This is a genomic window from Paenibacillus sp. FSL k6-2145, assembly GCF_037976585.1.
Classification (GTDB): domain Bacteria; phylum Bacillota; class Bacilli; order Paenibacillales; family Paenibacillaceae; genus Paenibacillus.
Genome location: NZ_CP150267.1, coordinates 3,806,330 through 3,819,508 on the forward strand (window position 1 = coordinate 3,806,330; position 13,179 = coordinate 3,819,508).

At 48.0% G+C, this 13,179-nt stretch carries 15 protein-coding genes and 1 pseudogene; 2 read left to right on the plus strand and 14 right to left on the minus strand.

Annotated elements, in window-relative coordinates; genetic code table 11:
* Positions 1-7: 7 nt before the first annotated feature.
* From NZ043_RS16760 to NZ043_RS16820, 13 genes and pseudogenes are all read right to left on the minus strand, one after another.
* Complete coding sequence (locus tag NZ043_RS16760) at positions 8-769, minus strand: threonine/serine exporter family protein (protein WP_091035078.1); 762 nt, start codon at positions 767-769, stop codon at positions 8-10.
* 235 nt (positions 770-1,004) lie between these two features.
* Positions 1,005-1,310, minus strand: a complete 306-nt coding sequence (locus tag NZ043_RS16765) for a hypothetical protein (RefSeq protein ID WP_091033448.1) — start codon at positions 1,308-1,310, stop codon at positions 1,005-1,007.
* A 64-nt stretch (positions 1,311-1,374) separates the two neighbouring features.
* Complete coding sequence (locus NZ043_RS16770) at positions 1,375-2,418, minus strand: S66 peptidase family protein (RefSeq protein WP_091033445.1); 1,044 nt, start codon at positions 2,416-2,418, stop codon at positions 1,375-1,377.
* Between the two features lie 111 nt (positions 2,419-2,529).
* Complete coding sequence (locus NZ043_RS16775; protein ID WP_339308930.1) at positions 2,530-3,846, minus strand: DUF4179 domain-containing protein; 1,317 nt, start codon at positions 3,844-3,846, stop codon at positions 2,530-2,532.
* Complete coding sequence (locus NZ043_RS16780) at positions 3,843-4,358, minus strand: sigma-70 family RNA polymerase sigma factor (protein ID WP_339308931.1); 516 nt, start codon at positions 4,356-4,358, stop codon at positions 3,843-3,845. Before NZ043_RS16780 ends, NZ043_RS16775 begins: the two co-directional genes overlap by 4 nt.
* A gap of 217 nt (positions 4,359-4,575) precedes the next feature.
* Positions 4,576-5,106 (minus strand): ankyrin repeat domain-containing protein, encoded by a 531-nt coding sequence (locus NZ043_RS16785; RefSeq protein WP_339308932.1) that lies wholly within the window; start codon positions 5,104-5,106, stop codon positions 4,576-4,578.
* Between the two features lie 68 nt (positions 5,107-5,174).
* Positions 5,175-6,038, minus strand: a complete 864-nt coding sequence (locus NZ043_RS16790) for an AraC family transcriptional regulator (RefSeq protein ID WP_339308933.1) — start codon at positions 6,036-6,038, stop codon at positions 5,175-5,177.
* Positions 6,039-6,056: 18 nt separating this feature from the next.
* The gene (locus NZ043_RS16795; RefSeq protein ID WP_339312782.1) at positions 6,057-6,458 is read right to left on the minus strand and encodes an NUDIX domain-containing protein; all 402 of its coding nucleotides are present in this window, start codon (positions 6,456-6,458) and stop codon (positions 6,057-6,059) included.
* A gap of 210 nt (positions 6,459-6,668) precedes the next feature.
* Positions 6,669-7,157: pseudogene (locus tag NZ043_RS16800) on the minus strand (GNAT family protein); the annotation flags it as partial.
* Between the two features lie 150 nt (positions 7,158-7,307).
* Positions 7,308-7,718, minus strand: a complete 411-nt coding sequence (gene flgB, locus NZ043_RS16805; RefSeq protein WP_133386825.1) for a flagellar basal body rod protein FlgB — start codon at positions 7,716-7,718, stop codon at positions 7,308-7,310.
* A 183-nt stretch (positions 7,719-7,901) separates the two neighbouring features.
* Positions 7,902-8,717, minus strand: a complete 816-nt coding sequence (gene speD, locus NZ043_RS16810; RefSeq protein WP_036610662.1) for an adenosylmethionine decarboxylase — start codon at positions 8,715-8,717, stop codon at positions 7,902-7,904.
* Positions 8,718-8,874: 157 nt separating this feature from the next.
* On the minus strand, positions 8,875-9,453 hold the full coding sequence (locus NZ043_RS16815; protein WP_091033429.1) for a DUF1273 domain-containing protein: 579 nt from the start codon (positions 9,451-9,453) through the stop codon (positions 8,875-8,877).
* 36 nt (positions 9,454-9,489) lie between these two features.
* Entirely contained in the window at positions 9,490-10,638 is a 1,149-nt protein-coding gene (locus NZ043_RS16820) for an RluA family pseudouridine synthase (RefSeq protein ID WP_289391578.1), read from the minus strand.
* A gap of 190 nt (positions 10,639-10,828) precedes the next feature.
* Here NZ043_RS16820 and NZ043_RS16825 point away from each other — a divergent pair, with 190 nt between their 5' ends.
* Positions 10,829-11,236, plus strand: coding sequence for a hypothetical protein (locus NZ043_RS16825; protein ID WP_091033422.1), 408 nt, complete (start codon positions 10,829-10,831; stop codon positions 11,234-11,236).
* A gap of 217 nt (positions 11,237-11,453) precedes the next feature.
* Here the strand turns inward: NZ043_RS16825 and NZ043_RS16830 are convergent, their stop codons facing one another.
* A complete protein-coding gene (locus tag NZ043_RS16830; RefSeq protein WP_091033419.1) occupies positions 11,454-12,164 on the minus strand; it encodes a GT-D fold domain-containing glycosyltransferase in 711 nt (236 codons plus the stop codon).
* A gap of 312 nt (positions 12,165-12,476) precedes the next feature.
* Here NZ043_RS16830 and NZ043_RS16835 point away from each other — a divergent pair, with 312 nt between their 5' ends.
* Entirely contained in the window at positions 12,477-13,166 is a 690-nt protein-coding gene (locus tag NZ043_RS16835; protein ID WP_249911450.1) for a glycosyltransferase, read from the plus strand.
* Positions 13,167-13,179 lie beyond the last annotated feature (13 nt).

A 13,179-nucleotide genomic window follows, 5' to 3' on the forward strand; every position in this document is an offset into this window, starting at 1 on the left:
CTCCGTCTTACATAAAAAGTGAAAATACAACTGCAATGCCGGTACCTATGGCAAAAGCAGTCAGAAATGCCTCGGCTCCCTTGGATAATCCGGATACGAGATGTCCGGCCATCAGGTCGCGTACAGCATTGGTAATCAGCAGCCCCGGAACCAGCGGCATAACCGAACCAATAATTATTTTGTCCCGTTCATGACCCACTCCCATATAGATCAGGAGAAAAGCAAGTAAGCCAATAACAAAGGATGCCGTAAGCTCGGCAAAGAATTTAACCCGCACCAACCGGTGAAAGGCAATAACGGCTGCATAACCTATGCCCCCACAGATCAGCGCCGGAAGAAAGTCGCTCCAACCTCCGCCAAACATAATGGTAAAACAACCACTGGATAACGCCGCGGCCGTAAGCTGCACAGCCGTTGAATAGGAGGAGGGCTTGCCTTCGATCTGTACCAACAGATCATGGGCTTCCTGAGCGGATAGATCACCTTGTCCGATGCGGCGGGAGACCGCATTCACCTCGGACACCTTGTCCAAATCCGTCGTACGCTCGGAGATACGAATCAGCTTGGCAGGTTCGGTTGCATCAACAGAGAAAAAGATGCCTGTCGGAACAACGTAACTGTGTGAATGGGGTAAACCCAGCGCAGCCGCCATACGTTTCATCGTATCTTCCACACGGTAGGTTTCACCACCGCTTTGCAGCATGATTTTGCCTGCGAGCAGACAGATTGCAATCACGCGGGATTGTTCAGTAGGGTTGCTGCCAATCATACCCGTCTCGGCTTGTGATACGGGTGATGAATCATGACGTATGTATTTCAACCGGATCAAGCTCCGTTTCATATGAGATATGGGGTGGTGCGACACCATTGTATCATATTTCACACGCTCGCAAGGAATCATACCGCACCATCGCCGAGACCATAAAAAAGCTTCGTTCCCAAGACTTTGAAGATCTCAGGAGCGAAGCTTCTTGGAACAGGTTCGGATATAGCAGTACAATGCCCTACATCAACAGTGTGATAACCAACAATTCATACAGCACAAGCGGCAAAATTGTTGGTCCAAATAAGGCGCGCGGTTCAGGATATCCATGCATCGGGGTAACCTGGAGATACAAAATCCCCCGGTCTGCACTGATGATGACACCTTCCCACACTTGCCCATCGATATTCTGGACTTGTACCTTCTTGCCTATATGCTGCCGAGCTGTATGATGAAGCATATTCCGCACACTTTGCACGGATTGAAGCATCGGTCGATTGGCTTGATACACGACACGCGTGGATGGCGTGGATGTGGATTCAGACATGATGCACAACCCTTCCTCAAAATAAGTTCTTACTTCAAGGTATGCATCTGCCTATAAAAGGTGATTACACAAACGCCATCTCAAGGCTCCCGCGTCCATTTTCATAAGCGACTTTGCCCAATGCTCCATTCACAAAGGTGAGCTGGGGCGGAACATGGCCGAGATCCACATCGTACAGTACAGGGACATCCAGATCCCCAAGTGCAGAGGATAGGGCATCAGTAAAATTGAAATCGGCTGTATCGGAATAACCCGCAGGTCGGCCGAACATGAAGCCTTTCACACCTGCAAACCAGCCGGCCTGTCTCATCTGCCACAGATGACGGTAGATATCCCCCGCATTCATCTCACAGCTCTCCAGATACCAGATCGTTCCTTCGTCTGCACAGTACTGATCCAGATACGATTGGACGGGTGCGTATGGCGTACCAATCAGACTAGTGATCGTATCCATACAGCCACCGATCAGCCGACCGGAGAACGCCACAGCGGTATCTGCATCTTCCGAGTGGTCTAGCTGTTTCCAGCGCGAAGGTGTATCCAGGTTAAAACCAGGAGATTCCGGTTTCCATGCCGATTGATAATGTGTGGAAGACGATTGTGTGATCTGTCCGCCATCTTTGGTCTGTAACACATCAATCCAGCGCGCAGTCACGGGATCAATGGCGTTTGATCTTAGATCAATATAATTGGTGCCATGTGCAGATGCTGTTCCGGTGATCAAGGTGTATGCGAACAGGAAGGTACTGATATCCGAGTATCCCATGACCCATTTGGGCGGTAACGATTTCAAAGCTTCCCAATCCAGCAGAGGGAGGATATCCATCAGAAATTCCCCTCCCCATGGAGGGATAATGGCTTGAATATCTGGATTGCGGAAAAACTCATTCATCTCTTCGGCGCGTTCCTCTTTGGAGGCACTCACACATTTGGTGTTGTGGCGGAGCGATGGGCTTTCCAGCACGCCAAAACCAAGGCGCTCCATATTGCGTTTGCTTTCCTCAAGATAATGGTACAGGGATTCGCCTACACCGCTGGAGGGGGCTGCCACACCGATCATGTCCCCTTGCGCGAGTGGTTGCGGATAACGGATAGAGCGATTATTCATTGTGGAAACACCCTTTCCTATAAGCATATCGATTTAATGTAGCTGTTTAATATTATCATTATAGTGCATGACAACGTCGTTTGGCTTGCAATTATGGCTGTTACATTTTCTTTAGGGAGTCACAGGAATTTCAATAGAGAACGGTGCACGAATTTGATCAGGGTAAGAGAATATTTCCATTGTCAGATTTCCTTTGGCTGCGGCTCCATTTTTAATGACAACTCTTGCTTCAGAGACGGAAGGGCTCCAGCTTACTTCATTAATGTCGAAAGGGTTTCCTTTGCTGTCCTCAATATTGGTAAATGATAGCCCTGAAGTAGCATTTTGAGCATCTGCAATTGAAAACTCGAGGATCAGATTTTTGCCTTGGACCGTGCTTTGCAGCAATTTCAAACTCGATGGACCGCCTTGTATTTCACCTGAAGAGGGATCGAAGCTGATAACCAGTTCATCCTGATCCACTGCTGAAAGGCCAGACCCTTGCAAAGTCAATTTTTTCGGAGTGGAGAAGTACATGCTTTCGAAAAAGACGGAACTTCCAGAGCCTCCGATGGAAGATGAATCGGTTCTCCATGCTCGGCCTTGCTCATCTACCAAGTGCAGATCACGAATGCCGAAGATTTTTTTGGTGTTGTTCCGATCATATTCGATATCAAGTACAAGACGAGTGGGATACAGAACGGCCTGTTTCACATGGATACGCTGTCCGTCCACGTTCATAGTTTGGTTTACGGGAATGATTTTTTTCATGCCTTTTGTTAAGTTGTGATCCACGGGGAAGGTGACATTCCACTTATTATTCGGTTCCTTACCTCGTTCCTTAAATACAACGGTCAGCTCTTGTGGCGGTAAAGATTCTGTGAATGAGACATCGATTTTGTCCTCGTAAACGCCACTTTCTGAAGCCGGCTTAGGAGAGGAATAACTAAATCCAACCGGAAGATCTTTACCGTTCTCATCCAGCAAATCGATATCATATCCACCCTTCTCCGGATCTTTCATGCCTTTCATTGTGTAAAAAATGACCATACGTGACTCGTCTGTAATAATGCCTTCAACGGTCAAGGAAGCACCATCATGCTCGTCGGTGACACCGACCTGCTGTAAGAGGGACTTATCGATGGCCATCATTAATCCTTTGTCCTGGCGAATCATACTCACAATGCCTTCCATGCCGGGCAATTGCTCCACGAAGGACGCAAAAGCGGGAGAGACACGGATACATCCGGTAAACAGCAGGATGAAGGCCGCTACCGAGATGGAACTCATGTACCAGCGCAGCCGGGACTTGCGTTTGCGGGCAGCCTGGCGGATTCCGGACTGAACAGCCTGATAGGCAGCATCCGGTACAGGCATGGTTTCATATTCCGTCTTGCGAGCATTCAGCCGTTCTTCCAATGCGTCGAATGAGTTTTGTTCATCTGTCATGAGGATACATCTCCTTTCGTTTCAAGTTGATCACGGAGCTGTCCGAGCGCCCGATGTAATCGGGATTTTACGGTTCCGGTAGGGATGTCGAGAATATCGGCAACTTCAGTTAAGGAGAAACCTTCGAAATAACTCAGGATAATAATCTGTTTGCAATCCCGGTCAAGAGTGGATACGGCGGCAGCAAGATCGGGGTCCGCAGGACGATCCCAACTGCTGGATTCATGAATCTCGGTGACGGGACTGAACCGACTTTTGCGTTTGCGTTCGTCCGCACAGTAGTTGAGTAGAATGCGGATGAGCCAAGTGCCAAAGTAGGAGGGCTCTTTTAATTTTTTGAGTTGACGGAACGCCCTGAACGTTGATTCCTGAATAGCTTCAAGGGCATCGCCTTCATTGTGCAGGTAGGCATAGGCGATACGGTACAGTCGGCTCTGATGTAATTCCATTAAGGCTGCAAAAGCCTCGGCATCCCCTTTTTGTGCGGCGATGGTGAGCTGGGTAGGGGTCACATGGCTCCTCCTTTCATGGATATGTTGAGTATTAGACCGCGTAAGGCTCCAAACGGTTCTTATTTCCTGAAAAAAATATGATGTATTGCGATTTCTATAGAAGTTGAACTACCTATGTATACGAGAACGTAGAGGACAACAAATAACCGTCGGACCTTCTCTTTGTACTCCAAAAAGAGTCCTGACGGTTATTCACGGTATTGCTCACGTTATCTAATCATTGTTGCTGCTGTGCTGCCAAGGCTGCTCGCAGACATGAAGCTGTAGACGTGTTGCCACGTTCAAGTGAAATCTCCAGTGCGGTCTGGCCCGCTGAGTTTAGCGCGTTTGGATCAGCTCCATGCTGAAGTAACATCTCGATAAGTTCAATCTGATCCGTATGAAATGCTGCGGAGTGCAGCGCATTTTGTCCATCGCTGTCCAGAATACTCGTTGATGCCCCATGTTCGAGCAAAAGGCGGATAACTTCTGGCGAGCGTTCTCCGGCAAGCGCGGCATGCAGTGCAGTATTGGATGGAATAAAGGAAACCTTGGAATGAGAAAGGGCGTTAACATCCGCTCCATGCTCCAGAAGAAGACGAACTGCTCCTGCTTGTCCATAATGAGAGGCATACCCCAGCGGAGTTAACCCGTCCTGATTTTCAGTATTGGTGAGTTCCGGGTGAGAGGCGAGTAATAATTGCAGGTTGGCCAAATCTCCAGACTGAGCAGCCTGAAATAGTTGATTCATCTGTTCTGCATGTTTCATAAGGAATACCTCCATCTGATGAGATAATGTAATTATAGATGTTCCTCTTCGGAGGTTCTTCTTCATAATCACCTTTTTGCCCGCAGCTGGGAAGGAGAGCTATGGAAGCGTCTAGTGAATAATGAACTGAACGAACCGAGGCTTTCGAAGCCCACATCATAACAGATATTGGTGACCGACCTGTCCGAATCTAGCAAAAGCCGCTTCGCAGCCAATAGCCTGCATTCAGTCAGATAACGATGGGGTGAAGTACCAAACAACTTTTTATAACTGCGTAGAAAATGATTCACGGATAGTTGTGCAGCCGATGCTGTCTGTTCTACCGTTAACGGCTGATCATAGTAGGCGGAGATATACTCATGCCCGATATACACTCTTCGATACAATTCTTCTCTGGTTGAACGTCTGATCATATCCAATTCGTTGATCTCTTGCTGAACGTTACGGTGTAGATCCAGCATGTGAACAGCAAGCTGATGAAGCTGCTCCGCTATTGCCCAGGAATCCAGCGTGTCTTGACTGTACAAATTACGCAGCTGATTCAGGGCTGCGCCAAGCCGATTATCCATCGCGTATGTACGTTCTACCCACTCCATCTTGTTTGAGGATGAATAGCTATACGGCTCATCAAGTAGCTTAAGATCACTGGTAATTAGATTCCGGCCGATCTCTTCCACATAACCAGGAGGGAAGAAGATACAGAAGGATTCAACTGGAGTAGATGAATCAATGTGAAGACTATATTCCTGGCCCTCATTCAGAAGCAGATAGTTCTCATTATTGACTGCGAAGTGACCGCGCCCCGCTTCATAGAGCGTTTTTCCGTTATGGAATGTTTTCAGTGATAGCGAGCCGCTGCCTTTCCAATCGAATTGGGAACTCGATTCATGCAGAATGAAGGGGACGGGTTGAGGAAGAGGAATCTCCAACACTTGCAAGCACCTCCAAGCTTAATTCTGGTTATACAGCTTCTTCACAGCTTCCAGTCCAGGCACGGCAAAGCAGGCGAGTGGAGAGGGCAGATCATCGAGCGGAAACCAACCGATCTCGCCGATGGCTCCGCCTTCTTCCAGATTACGAGCATGACCGCCAATCACCTTGGTGGAATAGAGCACGGATATCCAATGTTCCTTCTGCTCTGGCTGGATCGTCTCCGCCGTGCAGAGCAGCCTGTCAATGGTGATATCCAGATTCACTTCCTCCTTGATTTCACGGATGACGGCAGTTTCCAGTGATTCATAGGGATCTACTTTCCCGCCGGGAATACTCCAGGTGTGCTGTTCGGGCTGACGATTCCGCCAGGCGAGAAGCACTTCGCCCCGTTCATTCAGGATGACCGCACCTACGCCGATGCGAGGTGAAATTTCAGATTCACCTTTTGGAACTGAGCTTAATTCCGACAGGGACAGCGCAGCTTGTTCGTTCCCATTACGTTGTGAAAAACCACCCGCTACCATATCCCCGGATTCAGGAGTACGATTAGACCGGAATGATAAAGGAAGCCCAGACTGTGCCGACCATTCTTCCGCAAGGATACTCATTGAGATCAGGTCATAATGCATGCCATCCCGCAAAACTGCAGAACGCTGGCGACCCTCTTCCCGGAATCCGGCTTTTAGGTACGCACGTCTCGCGGCTTCATTGTATTCGATGACTTCCAGCGCAATCCGGTTCAGGTTCAATTCATGGAACCCATATCGAAGAATCAGAGCCAGAGCGTCGCTTCCGTATCCTTTACCCCGATCATTTTCTTCGCCGATACCAATGGCCAGACGAGCGGAGCGATTGTTCCATTCAATCCGGTATAGGGCTGTGAATCCAATGAATCGGTTACCCTCCAATGTACGTAATGCAAATTCAAATCCGTTATCGCGGCGGACGGAGGAGGACCCTGTCTCATCCGGCGTTAACGGGATCGCGATATCGGTATCCATGTTGCGCAAATATTCATAATCGTCTGTGAAGCGGGAGAGACGCATGCAATCTTCCGGGCATGGGGCCGCTAATCTGACTTTGGAACCTTGAAAACCATTTAAATGACGTGGAGACATGTTGCACCTCTTTTATTCGATATGAATTCATTCGTTTCTCCCCATTATACTACGAACAGGAGAGGATACCGAAAAATGGCACCAAACGAGCTACACTCAGGGAAAAAGATCATAAAAAAAAGCAGCCATTTCGGGCTGCTTGTACATTCATTATTTCAGATCATTCAATAAATTCTTCATTTTTTTGTAATGTCCACTGACCCGATCAACCATGTAGTTATACATGAGCTGGTTCTCTGAAAGGTCCGCCATTTCCTTGTCAATGTCAACGTTATTGTTGTTATTGTTCATCGTTGTTTCGTTGTTCTCGACAATTCGGTACTGTACGATGGAAGAATTGGGATCACTGATAGGAAAGTGTTTGTTATGAGTCCGCTTCATGGCGAGCTGATCGGTTTTGCCATTTTCAACGATACGTCGCAACTCTTCCTGAAATTCTACCGTTTTCTTTTTGTAGTTGGGTGTGTCTGCATTGGCAATGTTATTGGTGATGGCATTGTGTTGTGCAGTCAGTGCTTGTAACAGTGATTCGTTACGTCTTGTCGTATTCGTTTCGATCACGGGCTCAGTCTCCTTCACTGTAGATTGTACAGTTACTTCTATAATAAGAAATAAAGTTGCACACTGTCAACAAAACAAAGAAAAAGACAAGCACATGCCGGAGGTCCCCCGAAAAGAAGAACCCTGCCTTCATGAAGTCTTGTCTTAGACCTTGCCCTTATGGATCAGCGTTGAACAACCTCTTTAAGAGGGACGATTAATATTTTTGCCGTAATAGATCTCGTCCATCTCCAGCTTCAGCCATTCTGTAATCTCCTGTTGTTCCTTCTTGCTGAGCTTATCTTTGGTGTACCCAAACAGATAATTGTCGAGATCGAACTCCCTCAGTTTACACTTGGTGTGAAAAATATTCTCCTGATAGACGTTCACGTCAATCATGTCAAAGCTGCTCTTAATCTCGTCCGGAATATAATTCTGAATCGAGCCGATCTCATGGTCAATGAACAGCTTGCGCCCGCTTGTATCCCGCGTAAAACCACGCACCCGGTAATCCATCGTCATAATGTCCGTATCAAATGAGTGGATCAGATAATTCAGTGCCTTAAGCGGTGAGATCTCACCGCAGGTGGAGACATCAATGTCCGCACGGAAGGTACTGATACCTTCACTAGGATGAAATTCAGGGTAGGTGTGCACAGTGATATGGCTTTTATCCAGCTGCATGACAACGTTATCGGGCAGAGGGCCGGGAGATTCATCAAGTGATTCTTCAGGGATCTCCACGATTGGACCTTCGGAGACAAGCATCGTCACACTTGCACCTTGAGGCACGTAATCCTGCTGCGCAACATTCAGGACATGAGCCCCAATGATATCGGAGACGTTGTTTAGAATTTTACTCAGCCGGGCGGCGTTATACTGTTCATCAATATATTCAATGTAAGCTTCACGTTCGTCTTTGGTTTTGGTATAACAAATATCGTACATATTAAAGCTGAGCGACTTGGTCAGGTTGTTAAATCCATGCAGTTGAATGCGCTGCTCTGGCGTAATTGTCATGGTTGCAGTTCCCCTTATCCCATACGACATATCATCGCAGTTATAATACTACTTATACCCAACCTGCCTCGAAAAAAAACATATGTACGTCATTCAAAATACGATTCCCTTCTGATGAAAGCTATGCATGAATGGACTTCAGATGATTTACATTTTTTCAGAATGAAGAATCGTCAAAGTCTATAACATCGTTCATGCGCTCATCCTCAGCTACAGATTGAATATCCTCTGAAGTGACACTGATGATTGTATAATCCTCGTTCTGCTGTTTCTTCACGGCTTTTTCCTTCACAAAACGGGGGCTGCCTTCTCCAGCATCTTCGTCATAGACGAGCAGAAGACCGTCGCTTTTGCGCAGCAACAGGTCATCCCGTGCAGTGAACTGCCACGGCCCGATATAAGGTTGATTGCTAATCGCACCGTAATAGTCCACACCCGAGAGGATGGAACGGTAATACTCCTGCTTGTCTTCTTTCCATTGCTCTTCCGGGTTTTGAAAGGCAGTAATGATCGACAGCTTCAGATGCGGATACGTCTTCTTTAGATCAATCACCACTTCGCAGGCCCACAGGTCCACACCGTATTGTCCCGGCGTCAGCACCCATTCCAGACCGTCCTCGACAAGGGGAGTGAGGCGGGAGGAGATGGCTTTTTTGATATAAGGAATACCTTCATGTTTCTGTCCAAAAATTTGCAATTCATGTGCCCGGTAACCGGTGATCAACAGGTTTTTCAGTGTCCGTTCCTCCTTTCAGGCATGATCAAGGTGCAGTTATTTCGAAGGTGGAGCATCTGCACGGAACGGATACAGGAATGGCTTCGGAATATCCGTTTCAAATGACATCAGCTCATCCGTTGTGGGATGAATAAACGAGAGTATACGTGCATGAAGTCCGAGACGGCCAAGGTCTCTTGTGCGTGCACCATATTTTCTGTCACCGGCAATCGGATGTCCGAGATCTTCCATATGCACACGAATCTGATTTTTACGCCCTGTCTCCAGACGCACTTCCAGCAAGGAGAACTCACGGTTCGACTTCAGACGTTTGTAATGTGTAATGGCGTGTTGTCCATCATTCGGACGAGAGCTGGAGTACATTTTCAGCGTTTTGGTTTCCTTCAGCCAGGAAGAGATGGTACCTTCTTCTTTGGCTACTGCACCTTCAACAAGGGCAACGTAGACGCGGTCCTGCACATTTTCCTTCCAGTTGTTTTGCAGCTTCTGCTGTACCTCTTCACTTTTGGCAAACATCATGACACCCGACGTATCCCGATCCAGACGATGGACAACAAAGATCCGGTTGAGCGGATTAGTGCGGCGTACATGCTCTGTCAGTTGGCGGTATGCCGTCAGGTCATCCGTCTTGTCAGCGGCAATGGACAGCAGTCCAGCTTCCTTACGGATCACAATGATATCATCGTCTTCATGCAAAATGTTAATACCCGTCAAGGACGGAGCAGCGACTGCACCTTCTTTTCGAATATAGACAATCTGACCTGGCGTCAGCGCTTCATTAAACTTGGTTACGACCTTCTGATCCACGGATACCTGTCCACGACCCAGAATGGATTTTACTGCATTCCGTCCCGATTTCAGATGTTGCAACAGGAAGTTCAACAGTTCATCCGGTTCGGTCACTTTGTACTGGCGTGGTGGTTCCTGCTTGCGATAATAGGAATTGCCTGGTCGTTTGGATGCGCTGGCATTTTTGGGTTTGTTGCCTCCAGCTTTCTTGGGTGCACCCGATGATTTCGCGGCTATTGGCTTCTTATTCTCCTCCGTATTGCGTGATGCGGAAGCACCTGATGTTTTGGCAGATGAGAAGTTGGACTTGCCGGAACGTGCTGAGGATGAACCTGCATAAGATTTCCCCTTGGCCGAGGCCGATGTCTTGCCTGTTGGACGTTTGCGTTTATTCATGAATAGTAATCTCCTTCTGAACAGCCTGTACCGCTTGTGTGCATACGATCCGTTCATTTTCGTTATGCAGTTCAATATACCATTAACAGTCGACAAATAAAAATAGGTTCATGCAATCTGCTATACATCCAATCATAAGAGTAGTGAGATTCATAGGATAGGGTATCCCATAGCATTGGAGGTGTTACTCATGGGCGTGTTTCTCGATATGAGAACTTCGATGAACTCGGCAACCGTAGGACAGCCCGGTTTGTCACTGTCAGAATCCCCGGCAGCCTTCGGCACCATTGGTCTACAGACGCAGGGTGTGGTGAATCCCATTATTACGTTGAACGGGACAGTAGGTGTTACGGGAGAACTGGGAGATACCTTTGTTGTGGAGCTTGTGCGGGGTTTTTTATATGATCCTTTCTATATCATCTACCGTGCTGAAGGTACGATTGGACAGAACGGAGGTGCCGAATTCCATTCGTTCACAGCTCAGGATCTGTCTGCACCACCAGCATTGGAAAGTGTGTATACTTCGTTCATCTCGGGGGTGTCCACAGCAGTAAGAACCGGGCCGGAGATGTTATACGGTATTGCAGCCACCGGTTAGTAGTGAAAGGCGAAATATAACAAGCAGAGTGCTTCGTCATCACTTCTGTTGACGGCAGAGTTCGCTTCATACCCCAGAAACGCAAGACAATACTGCGATAGGTTTCGCCTAGCGCTCAGCAAGAAACCCCCGGCTCAAGAAGTCGGGGGTTTTTGCCGTACAACCATATGCAAGTTTCGCTGCAAAACACTGATTCGAGGTTGGAGGTGCCTGAAAATCAGTTGGCACGGCCTTTCAGAATGATGTTGTTGGCTTTGCCAAAGTCGATGGCGACTTTACCTGCGAGTGCGGCTGTTCGCTCAGCAAGAACAACCGCGTTGACGCCGCAGGAGAAGAGAGCGACATCGAAGGTATGTTGATTGGTCTGAATCCAGTGCAGCGTTTCATCCATTTGATCATAGCTGTCGAAGGGCAGGGCAGTCACAATGTTCAGATTATACGGCTCACGTTCGAGCATGACACGCAGTGCCTCAATCTCACGGGTAACGAGTAACACACGCTTGCCTGCAAGCATCTGCCAGAAACGCGGGTTCTGCGCCAGTTCCCGATTAACACAGGCGTGACAAGTCAGTGGAGGAGAGATGCCAAAGTGTGCAAATACCATGTCGGTCAGGGGTCTTTTGAGATAATCCGGAGCATTAATGGTGCTGTCACCGCGAGGAAGAATGCCGACGATATCGGCACGTTGCAAGGAAGAGGCGACTTCATCCCGGAGTTTCGGGTTGGGAAGGCGAAGTCCCTTTTGACCTAAGTTGGCCTTCTTGGCCCAACGCTCCTGAAGGACCTGTTCCGTGGTCCACACGGTTTCCTGGGACATGACGATATTCTCTCCATCACCGACTCGTACAAGAGACAGCGGTCGGTGTTCCAGAAGTGCCGCTTCGAGCTGATCAAGCACATCTTCCATTTCAAGATAGATCGAATTCATTTGATGGGTTGCCTCCTTTGAAAATTGAACTGTTCTATTCTATGTTGCGAATACCGTAACGATATGTACGTTCGACCCGAAGGGCGCCATCTTCGGTTGTATATCAATCTATTTATATGAAAGTTAGTACATCTGTCGGTACCGCTTCTATCAACGTTTCATACGATATAGAGTGCTGGATTCACAAGCGAGATGTGGCTTGTAAACGATCAGATAGATAGAAGATGGTCTTCGTAGGAAGACGGCATCAAAACTATGAAAACAGTCTGTATTCGACAAACGGAACATGCAGCGTACATGAGGAGGAATGTTATGTCCAGGAAAGTTGTGATTGAGATTAACTTTAACAATTACGGAATGGACCCGCAGCGATTGACGCGGGAATGGCTGGAGCGTCGGATGGGCATCTTCCGCACGTTCACATTGCATTGCCTGAAGGCACAGACGAATCAGGATTTCCTCACAGTGGTGAAGTTGTCCAAGGAATCGGGGGACTTAATGCGGGAGATTCTGGCGGATCAGGAGCCGCTTCCTTCCAATATTCGTTTTGGAACCAACATTGAGAGTGTGCGTGCCATTCTGGCGTTTGCCGAAGGTGCGGAGCAACTCTATATTGCCCGTCTGGATTCGGATGATCTATACCATAAAACCTTTGTTCAACAACTCTACGATATTCAACCACAGCCGCAGACGATGGCACTGATCAACCAGAATGGTTATCTGTGGGACAGTGTAAATAACGAGATGGCCCCGGCGTTTCACCGTTCTCCGCAATTCTATGTCTACTTATATCAGACAGCCGAATACGCAGCAGGATACCGGGTCAAGCTTCCGGGCAGAGGTACACATGGCAATGTCATTGATCTGCCGCATGAGCTGCTGACGCCGCGTAACTATGTCAACATCGTGCATTCGAGCAATACGTCAGTCAAAAAGGTACCACCCAAAGACCGATTAAGCCGCGAAGAGATGGCACAGGTATTACGCGAATTCATGATCTGATCAGGGAGGGATT

Coding starts and splice junctions, on each gene's coding strand:
- NZ043_RS16760 (WP_091035078.1), bottom strand. CDS start 769: ATGATTGGCAGCAACCCTACTGAACAATCCCGCGTGATTGCAATCTGT.
- NZ043_RS16765 (WP_091033448.1), bottom strand. CDS start 1,310: ATGTCTGAATCCACATCCACGCCATCCACGCGTGTCGTGTATCAAGCC.
- NZ043_RS16770 (WP_091033445.1), bottom strand. CDS start 2,418: ATGAATAATCGCTCTATCCGTTATCCGCAACCACTCGCGCAAGGGGAC.
- NZ043_RS16775 (WP_339308930.1), bottom strand. CDS start 3,846: ATGACAGATGAACAAAACTCATTCGACGCATTGGAAGAACGGCTGAAT.
- NZ043_RS16785 (WP_339308932.1), bottom strand. CDS start 5,106: ATGAAACATGCAGAACAGATGAATCAACTATTTCAGGCTGCTCAGTCT.
- speD (WP_036610662.1), bottom strand. CDS start 8,717: ATGACAATTACGCCAGAGCAGCGCATTCAACTGCATGGATTTAACAAC.
- NZ043_RS16820 (WP_289391578.1), bottom strand. CDS start 10,638: ATGAATAAACGCAAACGTCCAACAGGCAAGACATCGGCCTCGGCCAAG.
- NZ043_RS16825 (WP_091033422.1), top strand. CDS start 10,829: ATGGGCGTGTTTCTCGATATGAGAACTTCGATGAACTCGGCAACCGTA.
- NZ043_RS16830 (WP_091033419.1), bottom strand. CDS start 12,164: ATGAATTCGATCTATCTTGAAATGGAAGATGTGCTTGATCAGCTCGAA.
- NZ043_RS16835 (WP_249911450.1), top strand. CDS start 12,477: ATGTCCAGGAAAGTTGTGATTGAGATTAACTTTAACAATTACGGAATG.